Source organism: Geodermatophilus sp. SYSU D00705 (assembly GCF_054050135.1).
Genome location: NZ_JBJGYT010000002.1, coordinates 104336 through 120660 on the forward strand (window position 1 = coordinate 104336; position 16325 = coordinate 120660).

Annotated in this window: 15 protein-coding genes and 1 tRNA gene; 14 read left to right on the forward strand and 2 right to left on the reverse strand. The window is 75.1% G+C overall.

Features of this window, described 5'->3' with window-relative positions:
- Positions 1-27 precede the first annotated feature (27 nt).
- From ACI78Q_RS01955 to ACI78Q_RS01970, 4 genes are all read left to right on the forward strand, one after another.
- Positions 28-867 (forward strand): hypothetical protein, encoded by an 840-nt coding sequence (locus tag ACI78Q_RS01955; protein ID WP_456921630.1) that lies wholly within the window; start codon positions 28-30, stop codon positions 865-867.
- Positions 868-1499: 632 nt separating this feature from the next.
- Positions 1500-2591, forward strand: coding sequence for a ubiquitin-like domain-containing protein (locus ACI78Q_RS01960; RefSeq protein WP_456921631.1), 1092 nt, complete (start codon positions 1500-1502; stop codon positions 2589-2591).
- Entirely contained in the window at positions 2546-3457 is a 912-nt protein-coding gene (gene rsmA / locus ACI78Q_RS01965; protein ID WP_456921632.1) for a 16S rRNA (adenine(1518)-N(6)/adenine(1519)-N(6))-dimethyltransferase RsmA, read from the forward strand. The genes ACI78Q_RS01960 and rsmA overlap by 46 nt, the downstream gene beginning before the upstream one ends.
- The gene (locus ACI78Q_RS01970) at positions 3454-4419 is read left to right on the forward strand and encodes a 4-(cytidine 5'-diphospho)-2-C-methyl-D-erythritol kinase (RefSeq protein ID WP_456921633.1); all 966 of its coding nucleotides are present in this window, start codon (positions 3454-3456) and stop codon (positions 4417-4419) included. The genes rsmA and ACI78Q_RS01970 overlap by 4 nt, the downstream gene beginning before the upstream one ends.
- Positions 4420-4422: 3 nt before the next feature.
- Here the strand turns inward: ACI78Q_RS01970 and ACI78Q_RS01975 are convergent, their stop codons facing one another.
- Both ACI78Q_RS01975 and ACI78Q_RS01980 read right to left on the reverse strand, forming a co-directional pair.
- On the reverse strand, positions 4423-5076 hold the full coding sequence (locus ACI78Q_RS01975) for a TetR/AcrR family transcriptional regulator (RefSeq protein WP_456921634.1): 654 nt from the start codon (positions 5074-5076) through the stop codon (positions 4423-4425).
- Positions 5077-5156: 80 nt separating this feature from the next.
- Positions 5157-6143 carry an acyl-CoA desaturase gene (locus ACI78Q_RS01980; protein ID WP_456921635.1) on the reverse strand — a complete coding sequence of 329 codons (987 nt, stop codon included), beginning with the start codon at positions 6141-6143 and terminating at the stop codon, positions 5157-5159.
- A gap of 207 nt (positions 6144-6350) precedes the next feature.
- Here ACI78Q_RS01980 and ACI78Q_RS01985 point away from each other — a divergent pair.
- From ACI78Q_RS01985 to ACI78Q_RS02030, 10 genes are all read left to right on the forward strand, one after another.
- A tRNA-Gln gene (locus ACI78Q_RS01985) sits at positions 6351-6423 on the forward strand.
- Between the two features lie 34 nt (positions 6424-6457).
- Complete coding sequence (gene glmU / locus ACI78Q_RS01990) at positions 6458-7936, forward strand: bifunctional UDP-N-acetylglucosamine diphosphorylase/glucosamine-1-phosphate N-acetyltransferase GlmU (protein WP_456921636.1); 1479 nt, start codon at positions 6458-6460, stop codon at positions 7934-7936.
- 53 nt (positions 7937-7989) lie between these two features.
- Positions 7990-8970, forward strand: coding sequence for a ribose-phosphate diphosphokinase (locus ACI78Q_RS01995; RefSeq protein ID WP_456921637.1), 981 nt, complete (start codon positions 7990-7992; stop codon positions 8968-8970).
- Positions 8971-9201: 231 nt separating this feature from the next.
- Positions 9202-9894, forward strand: coding sequence for a 50S ribosomal protein L25/general stress protein Ctc (locus ACI78Q_RS02000; protein ID WP_456921638.1), 693 nt, complete (start codon positions 9202-9204; stop codon positions 9892-9894).
- 56 nt (positions 9895-9950) lie between these two features.
- Entirely contained in the window at positions 9951-10538 is a 588-nt protein-coding gene (gene pth, locus ACI78Q_RS02005; RefSeq protein ID WP_456921639.1) for an aminoacyl-tRNA hydrolase, read from the forward strand.
- 310 nt (positions 10539-10848) lie between these two features.
- Entirely contained in the window at positions 10849-12231 is a 1383-nt protein-coding gene (locus ACI78Q_RS02010) for a sugar transferase (protein ID WP_456921640.1), read from the forward strand.
- A gap of 157 nt (positions 12232-12388) precedes the next feature.
- Entirely contained in the window at positions 12389-13654 is a 1266-nt protein-coding gene (locus tag ACI78Q_RS02015; RefSeq protein WP_456921641.1) for a DUF1972 domain-containing protein, read from the forward strand.
- Positions 13651-14409, forward strand: coding sequence for a CDP-alcohol phosphatidyltransferase family protein (locus ACI78Q_RS02020; RefSeq protein ID WP_456921642.1), 759 nt, complete (start codon positions 13651-13653; stop codon positions 14407-14409). Before ACI78Q_RS02015 ends, ACI78Q_RS02020 begins: the two co-directional genes overlap by 4 nt.
- Positions 14406-15065: a hypothetical protein gene (locus ACI78Q_RS02025; protein ID WP_456921643.1), complete on the forward strand. Its 660-nt coding sequence runs from the start codon at positions 14406-14408 to the stop codon at positions 15063-15065. The genes ACI78Q_RS02020 and ACI78Q_RS02025 overlap by 4 nt, the downstream gene beginning before the upstream one ends.
- A 4-nt stretch (positions 15066-15069) precedes the next feature.
- A complete protein-coding gene (locus ACI78Q_RS02030; protein ID WP_456921644.1) occupies positions 15070-16248 on the forward strand; it encodes a glycosyltransferase in 1179 nt (392 codons plus the stop codon).
- Positions 16249-16325 lie beyond the last annotated feature (77 nt).

Consider the following 16325-nt stretch of genomic DNA (forward strand, 5'->3'; position numbering starts at 1 on the left):
CCCAGCCGAAGCGTGGACACTAGGGGCGTGGGCCGCCTCATCGCCGTCGTTCTCTTCATCGCCGTGCTGGTCCCCGGTGTGCTCCTCGCCCGCGCGTGGGCGCTGGCCGCCGGTCGCCGCGCGGTCGCGGTCGCCGCCGTCGAGTTCGCCACTCCCACGCCGGAGGGCACCGCGACGCTGCAGCGCCAGGCGCAGCACGGACGGCGGGTGCGCGCGCTGGGCTGGCTGCTCGGGCTGGTCGGCATCGTGGTGAGCATCGTGCTGTTCGCCGAGGCCTCGGTGTTCCTCTGGGCCCCGGCCCTGCTGGTCGGCCTCCTGGTGGGCGTCGTGCTCGCCGAGACGACCCGGCCCCGGCCCCGCTGGCGGCTGAGCAGCCCGCCGCGCCGGCCGAAGTTCGCCGAGCAGGCCTCGCCCGTCCTGGTGTGGGCGATGCGCGTCATGGTCGCCGCCGAGGTGGTGGCCGCCGCCCTCATGTGGCAGCGCGACAACCTGCCCGCCTCCGTCGGGTGGGTCGCCCTCGTCGTCCCGCTGGCGACCTGGGTCCTCGCCGAGATCGCGCTGCTGCGCACCGTGGCGCGCCCCCTGCCGGCCGAGGGTGCCGACGTGCCCGTCGACGAGGCGCTGCGCACCTGGACCGCGCACCTGGTCACCGCCGCGACCAGCGTGCTGGCGCTCCTCCCGCTGGGGGCGCTGCTGCTGGCCGCCGGCATCGACCTGGGCGACCGCGTCACCGAGGGCGTCGACCTGCTGCCCGTGGCACTGGTCGCCGGTGGCTTCGCCGGGCTGGCCGCCGGGCTCGCCGTCGCTGTGTTCCTGCTCACCTGGCTGCGGCCGGTCCGCTCCACCGACCGCGCGCTCGCGCGCTGAGTCACTGCGGTCCTCCGGACCGCACCACGGCCACGTGCCGTGCCCCTGCTGCGCTGAGCCCTCCCCGTGTCCCGATCGGGAGCCCCTGCGGCGCCTCCGCGACCGGTCCACCCACGGTGCGGGCGGCCGCTCCTGCGGGGTCCCGTGTGCTCCTGCGGTGCTGTGACGCCGCGGAAGCGAGGAGGACACCGCAGGAGGCTCCCGAACCGGTCCGCCGGGTGACCAGGGGCCGGCCCGATCGTGTGCCCCGTCACCCCTCGCCGGTGCGCTGAGCGGCGCCGTTGCCCCGTCGAGAGGGCAGCCACACTGTGCGATTGGTCACCCCACCAGCCACACGCTGCGCACGCGTCCCACGCGTGGCAGCCCGGCACACAATCACTCGGTGTATCGGCGCGCCCACATGTCGCTACGTCGACCCGCTGGTTCACTGCTCACGCACCGTCGCCTGAGGTATCAGGTTCGTTATCGTGTCGTGACCAGCCGGGGTGGGGACCGACCCGGGCGGCACCGCGACCGGGAGCGATGAGCTCCCGGTCGACTGCCGTCCGAGCCGGGAACGCGCTCGGTGCCCACCTGCCGGTGGGTTCCTGCGCGGCCTCCTCTGCCCGGGTTCAGTGACCCCTGGAAGTGTCGTGTCCCGATCGCTGAAGCTCGCCCTCTACGCCCTCGTCCTGCTCGGACTCGTGGGCGGCACCCTGGCCTACTTCGCCGCCCAGAAGTCCCTGACGCTGACCGTCGACGGGCAGGCGCGTGAGGTCCGCACCTACGCCGACACCGTCGGCGAGGTGCTCGAGGAGGAGGGCCTGCAGACGCAGTCGCACGACGTCGTCCTGCCCGACGCCGAGGCCGGTGTCGAGGACGGCGACGCGGTCGTCGTCAACCGGGCCCGCCCCCTGCAGCTGACCGTGGACGGCGTGGCCAGCGAGGTCTACGTGACCGCGCTGTCGGTGGAGGAGGCGCTCGCGCAGCTGGGCTACCGCGCCGACGACCTCGTGCTCTCCGCCAGCCGCAGCGAGCGGCTCCCGCTCGACGGCATGGCGCTGTCGATCAGCACGCCCAAGGACATCACCCTGCTCGTCGACGGCACCGAGCGCGTGGTGACCACGACGGCCGCCACCGCCGGAGCCCTGCTGGCCGAGCAGGGCGTCACGCTGGGCCCGGACGACCGCACCAGCGTGTACGCCGAGCAGGCGCTGCTGGACCGCATGCGGATCCAGGTGACCCGCGTGCAGGTCAACGAGGTCACCGAGACCTCTGCCATCCCGCACGGCACGGTCGAGACCCAGAACCCCGAGGCCTTCGAGGGCGAGAAGACCGTCACCCAGAAGGGCGTGGACGGCGAGCAGGCCACCACCTTCCGGGTCACCGTCACCGACGGCGTCGAGACCGCGCGCGAGCAGCTGACCACCACCGTCACCCGCAAGCCGGTCGACGAGCAGGTCACGGTGGGCACGAAGGAGCGCCCGGCCGCCCCGGCGGTCGCCGGTGGTGGCGTCTGGGACCAGCTCGCCAAGTGCGAGGCGGGCGGCAACTGGGCCATCAACACCGGCAACGGCTACTACGGTGGCCTGCAGTTCAACCTCGGCACGTGGCGGGCCCACGGCGGCACCGGCCTGCCGAGCGACGCCAGCCGGGAGGAGCAGATCGCCGTGGGTGAGCGCGTCCAGGCCACGCAGGGGTGGGGCGCCTGGCCGGCCTGCGCCCGCAAGCTCGGTCTCCGCTGAGCACTCCCGAGCCGGCCTCCGAGCTGCTGGGCCCGGCCGCGATCCGCGACCTGGCCCAGCAGCTCGACCTGCGTCCGACCAAGACGCTGGGGCAGAACTTCCTGCACGACGCGAACACGATCCGGCGGATCGTGCGCACCGCCGAGGTGACCCCCGAGGACGTCGTCCTCGAGGTCGGTCCCGGACTCGGCTCGCTCACCCTCGGCCTGCTGCCGGCCACCGCGCGGGTCACCGCGGTGGAGATCGACCCCCGGCTGGCCGCGCTGCTGCCGCGCACCGTCGCCGAGCGGGCGCCCGCCCTCGCCGACCGGCTGACCGTCGTCGAGGCCGACGCACTGCGGGTCCATGAGCTCCCCGGGCCGCCGCCCACGGCGCTGGTGGCCAACCTGCCGTACAACGTTGCGGTGCCCGTGCTGCTGCACCTGCTGGAACTGCTGCCCACGCTGCGCCGCGCCCTGGTGCTCGTGCAGGCCGAGGTCGCCGAGCGGCTCGCGGCCGCGCCCGGCGCCCCGGCCTACGGCGTGCCGTCGGTCAAGGCCGCCTGGTACGGCGAGGTCCGCCGCGCCGGCAACGTGGGCCGGCGCGTCTTCTGGCCGGAGCCCAACGTCGACTCCGGCTTGGTCGCGCTGGTGCGCCGGCCGCCGCCGCCCGGGGACCGTGCCGCGACGTTCGCCGTCGTCGACGCGGCCTTCGGCATGCGGCGCAAGGGCCTGCGGGCCGCGCTGGCGCGGTGGGCGGGCAGCCCGGCCGCGGCCGAGGCCCGGCTGCGGGCCGCCGGCATCGAACCGGCCACCCGGGGCGAGCAGCTGTCGGTCACCGACTTCGCGCGGCTGGCCGCCACCCCGCCGGTGGAGCCGGGCGCATGAGCTGGTCGTCCTCCGGCGGGCCCGGGCGGATCGCCGGGGACGGCGCCGTGGTCGCCCGCGCGCCGGCCAAGGTGAACGTGCACCTGGCCGTGGGCCCGCTGCGCGCCGACGGCTTCCACGAGCTGCGGACGGTCTACCTCGCCGTCTCGCTGTTCGACACGGTGACCGTCCGCCCCGGCTCCGGGCTGGCGCTGAACGTCACGGGTGAGGGCACCACGGGCACCGGTCCGGACGCCGTCCCCACCGACCGCCGCAACCTCGTCTGGCGGGCCGCCGAGCTGCTCGCCGAGCGCGCCGGCGTGTCCCCGGACGCCACCATCACGGTCGACAAGTCCATCCCGGCCGCGGCAGGGCTGGCCGGTGGCAGTGCCGACGCCGCCGCCGCGCTGGTCGCCCTGGACGCCCTGTGGGGCACCCACGCCACCCGCGGCGAGCTCGCCGCCCTGGCCGCGCAGCTGGGCAGCGACGTCCCGTTCAGCCTGCACGGCGGGGTCGCGCTGGGCTCGGGTCGGGGCGAGCAGCTCTCCCCGGTGCTGGCCCGGCGGCGGTGGGACTGGGTGCTCGGCATCGCCGGCGAGGGCCTGTCGACCCCGGCGGTCTACGCCGAGCTGGACCGGCTGCGGGACGAGGGGCGGGTGCCCGACGGCGGCGAGCTGGCCTCGCCCGAGCCGGTGATCAGCGCGCTGCGCAGCGGTCCGGTGTCGGCGCTCGCCGCCGCGCTGGCCAACGACCTGCAGCCGCCGGCGGTGTCGCTGCGGCCGGCCCTGCGCCGCGCGCTGCGGGCAGCCACGGACGCCGGCGCGCCCGCGGCGATCGTCAGCGGGTCCGGGCCGACGGTGGCCGCGCTCGCCGACGACGAGGACGCCGCCGTCCGGCTGGCCGCCGAGCTGGCCGGGGTGGGCGTGTACCGCACCGTCCGCGCGGTGCACGGACCGGTGCCCGGGGCCCGCCTGGTCGGGTGACCCTCAGGCGCTGGGGAGCTCCGAGGGCCGGCTGACCAGGCGGGGAGCCGGCTCCAGGTGGGCCAGGCCGTTGTAGGACAGGTTGACCAGGTGCGCGGCCACCTCGCGCTTGCCCGGCGAGCGGGTGTCCAGCCACCACTGACCCACCAGCGCCACCATGCCGACCAGCGCCTGGCTGTAGAGCTCGGCGAGCCGGCGGTCGTAGCCGCGGGCGTCGAACTGCGCGGCGAGGATGTGCTCGACCTTGCGCGCCACCTCACCGATCAGCGACGAGTAGGTGCCCCCCGACGCGCCGCTGACCGGGGAGTCCCGGGACAGGACGCGGAAGCCGTCGGTGTCCTCCTCGATGTAGTCGAGCAGGACCAGGGCGGCCCGTTCCAGCAGCTCCCGCGGGGTGCCGCCGGCGGCCAGCGCGGAGGTGAAGCGGTCCAGCAGCCGCTGCATCTCGCGGTCGACGACGACGGCGTAGATGCCCTCCTTGCCGCCGAAGTGCTCGTAGACGACGGGCTTGCTGACGTCGGCGCGGGCGGCCAGCTCCTCGATGGAGGTGGCCTCGTAGCCGCGCTGGGCGAAGACCTCCCGGCCGACGTCCATCAGTTGCTGACGCCGCTGGGCGCCGGTCATGCGCACCCGGGGCCGAGCCACGCTGCTGGGCATGGCCCCCATGGTGCCCCGTGCCGCCCCCGCCGCGGGGGTCCTGTGCGGCGTCGGCGGCCCGGGTGGGGGACCGGCCGCCGTCAGGACGTGGCCGCGGCAGGGACCCGCCGCTTGGCGGCCAGCCGGACCGGGTCGGGCCACTTCACGCTGTGCGCCCAGCCGAGCTTCTCGAACACCCAGATGACGCGGGCGCTGATGTCGACCTGGCCGCGCAGCACGCCGTGGCGGGCGCAGGTGGGGTCGGCGTGGTGCAGGTTGTGCCACGACTCCCCACCGCTGAGCAGCGCCAGCGGCCAGAAGTTGGTCGCCCGGTCCCGAGAGGCGAACGGCCGGCTGCCGACGACGTGGCAGACGGAGTTGATCGACCAGGTCACGTGGTGCAGCAGCGCCACCCGCACCAGGCCGGCCCAGAAGAACGCCGACCAGGCACCGGCCCAGCTCTGCGTGACCAGGCCGCCGATCACCGCCGGCAGCGCCAGGCTGAGGAAGGCCCACACCACGAACAGCCGGCTGGTGCGCCGCAGGGCGACGTCCTTGAGCAGGTCGGGCGCATAGCGCTCGGGGTTGGTCTGCCGGCGGTCGAACAGCCAGCCGAGGTGCGCGTGCCACATGCCCTTGAGCAGTGCCCGCGCGTCGGTGCCGTAGCGCCACGGAGAGTGCGGGTCACCGGCGCGGTCGGAGAAGGCGTGGTGCCGACGGTGGTCGGCGACCCACTGCACCACCGGGCCCTGGATCGCCATGCACCCGGTCACCGCGAGCGCGATCCGCAGTGGGCGGTTGGCCTTGAACGACCCGTGGGTGAAGTGCCGGTGGTAGCCGACGGTGACCCCCAGCAGGGTCAGGTAGTAGAAGCCGACGGCGAGGCCCACGTCGAGCCAGGACAGCCCCCACCCCCAGACGGCGGGCACCACCGCGGCCAGGGCCAGGAACGGCACGATCACGAACACGTAGAGCGTGATCTGCTCCAGCGCGCCCTTCACCTCGCCCAGTGCGTTCGCCGGGAGGCCGGCGTCCGGGTCGGCGGAGCGCGGCGGTGCGGTGGGCCGGGTGAGTGCGGGCGCGGACAAGCGGCCTCCTGGTGGTGGGGGACCGGTGGGCACCGCGGCTCTGGGGTGCCGGGGAACCGGCCTGCGAGGCCGTAACCTACGTCACCGTAGGGAGTGCCGCCTGTCGGGACCACCCGGTCGGGCGGTGCCCGCGATCCCGGGGCGCCCTAGGCTTCCGGGGGACGCCGACCGGTGTCCGCGCCGCCGGTGCGCCGGTGACGCACGCAGTGGGGGATGGGGTAATCGGCAGCCCGCCGGCCTTTGGAGCCGGGAAGTCTCGGTTCGAGTCCGAGTCCCCCAGCAACGCCGTCCGAGCCCTAGGCACGAGGAGACCCGTGACCGTCCCACCCCCGCCGTCCGTCGCCGCCGTCGTCGTCCTCGCCGCCGGGCAGGGCACGCGGATGAAGTCGTCCACGCCGAAGGTGCTGCACACCCTGTGCGGGCGCAGCATGCTCGGGCACGTGCTGGCCGCGGCCGAGCCGCTGTCGGCCGGGCACACCGTCGTGGTCGTCGGGGCCGGCCGGGAGCAGGTCGAGGAGCACCTCGCCGCGGTCGCGCCCGCCGCGCGGCCGGTGTTCCAGGCCGAGCAGCGCGGGTCCGGGCACGCCGCCGCCGTCGCGCTGGACGCCGTCCCCGAGGTCGACGGTCCGGTGCTGATCGTCAACGGCGACGCGCCCCTGCTGCGCCCGGAGACGATCGCCGCGCTGGTCGACGAGCACCGCGCCGCAGGCAGCGTGCTCACGGTCCTCACCGCGGAGGTGGCCGACCCCACGGGCCTCGGCCGGATCGTGCGGGACGCCGAGGGTGCGGTGCAGGCCATCGTCGAGGAGCGCGACGCCACCCCCGAGCAGCGCGCCATCCGGGAGATCAACGCCGGCGTCTACGTCGGTGACGCGGCCGCGCTGCGGCGCATGCTGGGCTCCCTCGGCGAGGAGAACGACCAGGGCGAGCAGTACCTGACCGACGTCCTCGGCCTCCTCGTCGCCGAGGGCGCCCGGGTCGGCGGCGTGCGTGCCGAGGACCCCGACGACGTCCTCGGCTGCAACGACCGCCGCGAGCTGGCGGCCCGCCGGCGCACCCTCAACGACCGGGTGCTCGACGACCTCATGCGCGCCGGCGTCACCGTCGTCGACCCCGCGACCACCTGGGTCGACGTGACGGTCACGGTCGCCCCCGACGCGGTGCTCGAGCCCGGCGTCCAGCTGCAGGGGACGACGTCGGTGGCCACCGGCGCCGTCGTCGGGCCGGACACCACGCTGCGGGACACCGAGGTGGGGGAGGGCGCCTCCGTCGTCCGCTCGCACGTGCTGGGCGCCGTCGTCGGGCCCGACGCCACCGTCGGCCCGTTCAGCTACATGCGCCCCGGCACCCGGCTGGCCCGCGGGAGCAAGGTCGGCGCCTTCGTCGAGACGAAGAACGCCGAGGTCGGCATCGGCTCCAAGGTGCCGCACCTGTCCTACGTCGGCGACGCCACCATCGGCGAGGGCGCGAACATCGGGGCGGCGACGGTCTTCGTCAACTACGACGGCGTCGCCAAGCACCGGACGACGATCGGCGACCACGTGCGGATCGGCTCCGACACGATGCTCGTGGCACCGGTCACGGTGGGCGACGGCGCCTACACCGCGGCCGGGTCCGTGATCACCTCGGACGTGCCCCCGGGGGCGATGGCTGTGGCGCGGGCCACCCAGCGGAATGTGGCAGGCTGGGTGCGCCGCCGGCGTCCAGGGACGGCCGCGGCGAAGGCCGCGGAGGCGGCCGGGGGTGCGGAGGCCGCCGGCGCGGCCGACACTCGAACGCAGGCGTCCGAGTAGGCCGGTCGACGGCACGTTCCCAGAGACGACGACCACTAGGGGCAGTTGAGCCGATGAGCGCCATCCGGCAGACCACCAGCAAGAGCCTGATGCTGTTCTCCGGCCGGGCCTACCCGGAGCTGACCGACGAGATCGCCGGCCACCTCGGCGTGACCCCGACGCCGACGGCGGCGTACGAGTTCGCCAACGGCGAGCTGTTCGTGCGCTTCGAGGAGTCCGTACGCGGCTGCGACGCCTTCGTCGTGCAGAGCCACACCGCACCGATCAACACCTGGCTCATGGAACAGCTGATCATGGTCGACGCCCTGAAGCGGGCCTCGGCCAAGCGGATCACCGTGGTCGCGCCGTTCTTCCCCTACGCCCGGCAGGACAAGAAGCACCGCGGCCGCGAGCCGATCTCCGCCCGCCTCGTCGCCGACCTGTTCAAGACCGCCGGCGCCGACCGGCTCATGACCGTCGACCTGCACACCGCCCAGATCCAGGGCTTCTTCGACGGGCCGGTCGACCACCTCTTCGCCCTCGACCTGCTGGTCAAGCACGTGTGCGAGCGGTGGGGGGACCGCGACATCACCGTCGTCTCGCCGGACTCCGGCCGCGTGCGCGTGGCCGAGCGGTGGACCGACAAGCTCGGCGGCACCCCGCTGGCCTTCATCCACAAGACCCGCGACCCCATGGTCGCCAACGAGGTCGTGGCCAACCGCGTCGTCGGCGAGGTCGCCGGCCGGGTCTGCATCCTGGTCGACGACATGATCGACACCGGCGGCACGATCGTGAAGGCGGCGGAGACCCTCTTCGAGGCCGGCGCCGCCGACGTCATCGTCACGGCCACCCACGGCGTCCTCTCCGGGCCGGCGGTCGACCGGCTGAAGAACAGCCGGGTCAGCGAGGTCATCGTGACCAACACGCTGCCGATCGACCCGGCCCGCCAGTTCGACAAGCTCACCGTCCTCTCCATCGCGCCGCTGCTCGCGCGGGCGATCAAGGAGGTCTTCGAGGACGGCTCGGTCACGAGCCTCTTCGACGGCGCCTCGTGACCTGGGGCTGCTCGTGCGGGGGTTCCGCCCGCTCCTGCGGCGCTGCGGCACCGCGGGAGCGTGGCGGACGCCGCGGGAGCAGCCTCCTCTGCGTCGGGTACCCTCAGGTGGTTGCCCGGCGAGGGAGACGGCCCGTCCGTACTCCGTGATCGACGTGCGTGTGCCCCGGTCGGGGTGTGCCGCGCCGCGCGCCGGCCACCGACACCGACCCCTCCTGAGGAGCACACCACCGTGGCTGACTTCCGCCTCGTCGCCGAGGCCCGCACCGAGTTCGGCAAGGGCAGCGCCCGCCGCACCCGCCGGGCCGGCCGCGTCCCCGCCGTCCTCTACGGGCACGGCCAGGACGTCGTGCACCTGTCCCTGCCGGCCCGCGAGTTCGCCGCGGCGCTGCGCAACGGCGGCGCCAACGCCCTGCTCACCATCGTCCTGGACGGCAAGGAGGAGCTCGCGCTCACCAAGGCCGTGCAGCGCGACCCGCTGACCCGCCAGCACGAGCACGTCGACCTGCTCCTGGTCCGCCGCGGCGAGCGCACGACCGTCGACATCCCGATCGTCGTCGTGGGTGAGCCGGGCGTGGACTCCATCCCGAACCACCAGCTGAACACCGTCTCGATCGAGGCCGAGGCCACGCACCTCCCCGAGACCATCGAGGTGGACATCACCGGGCGCACCGCCGGCCAGAACATCGCCGCCGGCGACCTGGTCCTGCCGCGCGGCGCGACGCTGGTCACCGACCCGGAGGCCCTCGTCATCGGCTTCCTGGGCGCCCCGACCGCCGAGGCCCTCGAGGCCGAGCTCGCCGAGGCCGAGGCCGAGGCCGGCATCGAGCGCGAGGAGTCCGCCGAGCCCGCCGAGGAGGCCACCTCCGAGATCGAGGGTGCCGTCCCGGCCGACGCCGGCGAGAACACCGGCGTCCAGCCCTGAGCACCACCTCCGGGACGACCGGGGGCGCCGGCACTGCCGGCGCCCCCGGCTCGTCCGTGTCCGAGGGCCCCTTCCTGATCGTGGGCCTCGGCAACCCCGGCCCCTCCTACGCCGGGAACCGGCACAACGTGGGCGCGATGGTGCTCGACCTGCTCGCCGACCGCGCCGGCATCCGGCTCTCGCCCGGGAAGGGCAAGCGGGCACGGACGCTGATCGGTGAGGGCCGGCTGGCCGGCCGCCGGGTCGTGATGGCCCGCCCCACCAGCTACATGAACGAGTCCGGCGGCCCCGTCCGCGGCCTGCTGGACTACCACTCCATCCCGCCCACCGACCTCGTCGTGCTGCACGACGAGCTCGACATCCCCTTCGCCAGCGTGCGGCTCAAGCGCGGCGGCGGCGAGGGCGGCCACAACGGGCTCCGCTCGATCTCCCGCTCCACCGGGACCAAGGACTACCTCCGGGTGCGCGTCGGCATCGGCCGCCCGCCCGGCCGGCAGGACCCCGCCGACTTCGTGCTCAAGGACTTCTCCGCCACCGAGCGCAAGGAGCTCGACCTCCTGCTCGTGGAGGCGGCCGACGCGGCCGAGGAGCTCCTGACCCGCGGTCTCGAGGCCGCGCAGAACGTCGTCCACCCCCGGAGCTGATGCGTCCCCCCAACCGGTGACGCGCCGGGGGACCCGCTCTCCTATCGGGTGAATGGGCCTGCTCCGCGTTGACCCCGTCAATGACGCTCTGTGATGGTTCCTCCGACGCCGAGCGGAGCTGGCGGGGAAACGTCCTGGTGACGGAGCTGTCCCATCCCCTGCCCAAGTGACCTCGGCTACAGGCTGTCACGCGCGCTCGGGGGAAACCGTGCTTCTCGACCACACGAGGGTCCGGCTGGGAACAGCCGCCCGGCCGCCCGTCGCGGACGCCGCGCCACGGCTGCGGCCCCGCTCCGGAACGCCGGCGTGGGTGCGGCGGTACTCCCTCGCGCTCACGGTCTTCGAGGTGCTCGCCGCCCTGGTGGCCGCGACCGCGGTCCTCGCCAGCCACCCGACCGGGTTCGCGCCCGGCACCGCGCTGTTCTGGGCCGCCGCCGCGCTGACCGTGGCATGGCCGATGCTGCTGCAGGCGACGGGTGCGCACGCCGAGCGGGTCTTCGGCACCGGCAGCGACGAGTACCGCGCCGTCGGCAAGGCCGGCTTCCTGCTGCTCGCCGCCGCGGGCTTCATCTCCTACGCCGCCCACCTGGACCTGAGCCGCGCGCTGGTCGTCGTCGCCGTCCCCGCCCTGACCCTCGGCACCCTGCTCGGCCGCTTCGCCGCCCGCTGCACCCTGCGCGCCCTGCGGGCCCGGGGGCGGTGCACCAAGCGGGTGGTGGTCGTCGGCCGGGGGACGGCCGTCCTCGAGCTGGTGGAGCGGCTGCGCCGCCAGCAGTTCGCCGGGCTGGACGTCGTCGCCACCTGCGTGCCCGCGGTCGACCGGGAGCGGGTGGCCGGAGCGGCCGACCTGCCCGTGGGCAGCATGGACGAGGTCGTGGCGCTCGCCGCCCGGCTGGGGGCCGACACCATCGCCGTCACCTCCGCCAGCGAGACCGCCGCCCAGTACCTGCGCCAGCTGTCGTGGCAGCTGGAGGGCACCGGCATCGAGCTGCTGGTCGCCCCCGGCCTGATAGAGGTCGCCGGCCCGCGGCTGCACATCCGTCCGCTGGAGGGGCTGCCCCTGCTCACCGTCGAGCAGCCGCGCTTCGAGGGCTGGCGGCGCGTGGTGAAGGGCGGCCTCGACCGCGCCGCCGCCGGGTTCGCCGTCGTCCTGATGGCGCCGGTGCTGCTCACCATCGCCGCGGCCATCAAGCTCACCAGTCCGGGGCCCGTCCTGTACCGCCAGGAGCGGGTGGGCGTGAACGGCCAGGCGTTCACCATGCTCAAGTTCCGCAGCATGGTCGTCGACGCCGACCGCCAGGTCGCCGACCTGATGGCGCAGAACATCTCCGACGGGCTGCTGTTCAAGATGCGCTCCGACCCCCGGGTCACCCCCGTGGGGCGGCTGCTGCGCCGGCTGTCGCTGGACGAGCTGCCGCAGCTGTTCAACGTGATCGGCGGCTCGATGTCGCTGGTCGGGCCGCGGCCGCCGCTGCCTGGCGAGGTCGCCCGCTACGACACCTCGGTGCACCGCCGGCTGCTGGTCAAGCCGGGGCTCACCGGCCTCTGGCAGGTCTCCGGCCGCAGTGACCTCCCCTGGGAGGAGGCCGTGCGCCTGGACCTGCGCTACGTGGAGAACTGGTCGCTCGCGATGGACCTGCTCATCCTCGCCAAGACCGTCCGCGCCGTCGTCAGTCGGTCCGGGGCGTACTGACCGTCACCGCCCTCCTCCCCGCGTGACCCCTGCGGGTGAGGGCGTCCGCTCTGCACTCGCCGCGGCGACGGTCGGCGGTGATCCTCACCAGGAGCGACGACACGACTGCGTCCTGCGCGCGACTCGTGTCGTCCCCGTTGCTGTGATCGGAGGCCAGGTGGACCGCTTGAGCATCGCCCTCGTGGGCACGCGCGGCGTGCCCGCGCACTACGGCGGGTTCGAGACCGCCGTCGAGGAGATCGGCCGCCGGCTGGCCGACCGCGGGCACCGGGTCGTCGTCTACTGCCGCACCGTGCCCGGCGCCGAGGGGTCGCCCCCGGCGGAACACCTGGGCATGGAGCTGGTGCACCTGCCGGCCGCCCGGAAGCGGTCCCTGGAGACCCTGAGCCACACCGCGCTGTCGGTGAAGCACCTGCTCGCCCACCGGACGGACGCCGCGATCGTGTTCAACGCGGCCAACTCGCCGCTGCTGCCGGCCCTCCGCGCGGCCCGCATCCCGGTCGCCACCCACGTCGACGGGCTGGAGTGGAAGCGGGCGAAGTGGGGTCGCGCCGGCCGCCGGTACTACCGCGTGGCCGAGGCGCTCGCCGTCCGCTGGTCCGACGCGCTCATCGCCGACGCCCAGGGCATCGCCGACTACTACCGCGACGCCTTCGCCGCGCCGACCACGCTGCTGACCTACGGTGCCCCGCGCATCGCCCCCGGCTCGCACCGGCTGGCCGAGCTCGACCTCGAGCCGCGCGGCTACCACCTGGTCGTGGCCCGGTTCGAGCCGGAGAACCACGTCGACCTCATCGTCGAGGGCTACGCCGGCAGCGAGGCGGCCCGGCCGCTGGTCGTCGTCGGCTCCGCGCCCTACGCCGACGACTACACCCGCCAGGTGCACGCCCTCGCCGACCGGCGGGTGCGCTTCCTCGGCGGCGTCTGGGACCAGGAGCTGCTCGACCAGCTCTACGCCAACTGCTGCACCTACCTGCACGGGCACTCGGTGGGCGGCACCAACCCCTCGCTGCTGCGCGCGATCGGGGCGGGCGCCGCGGTCATCGCCTTCGACGTCGACTTCAACCGTGAGGTCGTCGCCGACGCCGGCCGGTTCTTCCGCACCGCGGACGACGTCGCCCGGCAGATCGGCGCGGCCGAGGCCGACCCGGAGGGGACCGAGCGCGCCGGGCAGCGGGCCCGCGAGCTGGCCGCCGGCTACGACTGGGACGAGGTCGCCGCAGGCTACGAGGAGCTCGCCCGCGCCCTCGCCGGACGCCGCTTCCCGCGGCGCCGGCCCTCCGGACGACGGCGGCCCACCGCCGCCGACGCCCCGCTGCCGCGCGTGTCGACCGTGCCGGCCGTGGACGCGGACGCGGCCGTGGTCGTGCCCGCGCCGGCTCCCGCGCCCGCGGAGGAGAACCTCCGGGCAGGCCAGCAGTGACCGCCACGGTCGAACGGCCGGGCCGCCCCGCCGGGGAGAGCCTGCGCGACACCATCGGCCGTCTCTCGGCCGCGCAGAAGGGCGCCGCCGGGGCGCCGGCCTACTCGCGGTTCGTCAACCGCAAGCTGGGCCGGGTGTTCGCGGCGCTGGCCTTCCACGCCGGCCTCACGCCGAACGCGGTCACCGGCATCAGCGCCGTCTTCACCGCGACCGGCATCGCGCTGCTCGCGCTCGTCCCGCCGTCCCTGCCGATGGGGCTGGCCGTCGCCGCGTGCCTGGTGCTCGGCTACGCCCTCGACGCCGCCGACGGGCAGCTGGCCCGGTTGCGCGGCGGCGGCTCGCCGGCGGGGGAGTGGCTCGACCACATGGTCGACGCCGCCAAGGCCTCGAGCCTGCACCTGGCGGTGCTGATCGGCGCCTACCGCTTCGGCACGGCCGATGAGGCGTGGCTCCTCATCCCCCTCGGCTACTGCGTCGTCGACGCCGTCACCTACTTCGGAACGATGCTCAACGAGGCGCTGCGCGCCCAGCACGGCGTCGCGACCCGCGCCCAGCGCACGGGCCAGCGGGTCGGCGTGGGCCGCTCGCTGCTGACCCTCCCCACCGACTACGGCCTGCTGGCCTGCGTGTTCGTCCTGTTCGGCGCCCCGTCGCTGTTCGTGCCCACGTACACCGTCCTGTTCCTGGCGGCGGCGGCCTTCCTGGCTCTCGCCTCCGTCAAGTGGTTCCGCGAGATGGGCAGGTTGCCGCGATGAGCACCGACACCGATCCCGGGCGCAGCGCACCCGCACCCGCGCCGGTGCGCCGCCGGCTGCTGCTGGCAGCCGCCGCGGCGGTGCTCGTCGCCGTCCTGGTGGTGCTGTTGGTCCTGCTGGGGGACGACGAGGCGACGTCGGCACCGCCGGCCGGGTCGGCTCCCGCGACGCCCACCGCGGCGTCCGACGAGCCGGTCCCGTCGCCGCTGCCGACGCCCGAGCCCACCGGCCCGACCGAGGACGTCGACGAGGCGCCGGAGTCGCTGCCCGAGGTGCCGCTCGACGCGGAGGCCGCGGTCGGCAACGGCATCGTCGCCACCCTGCCGTCGATCGAGGCGATCGAGGGCACCGCCGTGGGGCCGGGCAACATCGCCGGACCGGCGCTGCGGATCACCGTGCGGATCGCCAACGGCACGGCCGAGCCGGTCGCGCTGGGCGGTGTCGCGGTGAACCTCTCCCACGGTCCGGACGCCACCCCCGCCTCGCCGCTGGACGACCCGTCCCGGGCGCCCTTCGCCACGGTGGTGCAGCCGGGTGAGTCGGCCGAGGGCGTCTACGTCTTCACGGTGCCGGCCGACGCCCGCGACTCGATCACCGTCGAGGTCGGCTACGAGGCGGGCGCCCCGCTGCTGCTGTTCACCGGCCCGGCGGCCTGACCCGGTGACCGCTGCCGCGACCCGCCCGTCCCTGCTCGTCGTCCACCCCGGCGCGGAGCTCTACGGCGCCGACCGGGTGCTGCTGGAGTCGGCGACGGCGCTGTCGAGCGCCTTCGACGTCACCGTCGCCCTGCCCTGCCCGGGGCCGCTGGTGGCGGAGCTCGAGGCGCGCGGCGTCCGGGTCGAGCTGTGCCCGATGCCGGTGCTGCGCAACTCGGCGCTGCGCCCGCGGGGTGCGCTGCGGCTGCTGGCCGATGCCGTGCGCGGCGTCGTGCCGGCGCTGCGGCTGCTGCGGCGGCACGGCGAGGCGGGGGTGTACGTCAACACCCTCACCCTGCCGTCGTGGCCGCTGCTGGCCCGGCTGGCCGGACGGCGGTCGATCTGCCACGTGCACGAGGCCGAGCGGTCCGCGCCCCGCCTGCTGCGCCGCGGGATGGCGCTGTGCCCGGTGCTGGCCGACCGCGTGGTGGCCAACAGCCGGTTCACCCTCGAGGTGCTGGCGGAGGTGGCGCCGCGCGTGCGGAGGCGCAGCACGGTCGTGCTCAACGCCGTCCGCGGGCCGGCGCTCGCCGCTCCCGCGCGGGCGGACGTCGACGGGCCGCTGCGGCTGCTGTTCGTCGGCCGGCTGTCCCCGCGCAAGGGACCGCAGGTCGCCGTCGCCACGCTGCAGGAGCTGCTGGTGCGCGGGGTCGACGCCCGGCTGACGGTGGTCGGCGCGGTCTTCGAGGGCTACGAGTGGTTCGAGGACGAGCTGCGGCGGAGCGTGTCGGCCGCCGGTCTCGACGACCGCGTCGAGTTCCTGGGCTTCCGGTCCGACGTCTGGCCGCACCTGGCCGCCGCCGACGTGGTGCTCGTGCCGTCGGTGCAGGAGGAGTCGTTCGGCAACACCGCGGTCGAGGCGGTGCTGGCGGCCCGCCCGCTGGTGGTCAGCGCGCACAGCGGGCTGCGCGAGGCGGCCGCCGGCTACGCCAGCGCCCAGGCGGTCGAGCCCGGCGACGCGGTCGAGTGGGCGGACGCCGTCGCGCGGGTGGCGAAGGACTGGGCCGTGTTCCGGGAGGCGGCACAGGCCGACGCGGCAGCGGCCCGCCGCCGGTCGGCGCCCGAGCGCTTCGCGCGGGAGCTGGTGGCCGCGGTCGCCGCGCTGGATCCGCGTGCCGACGACCTGGCGGGTGCGGCGGGGTGACCCAGCGTCACCCGAACGGTGGTTGCAGTGCTGGTCACGGCCACGTTCGGGTGACGAGCCCCTTCCGGGGGATGACG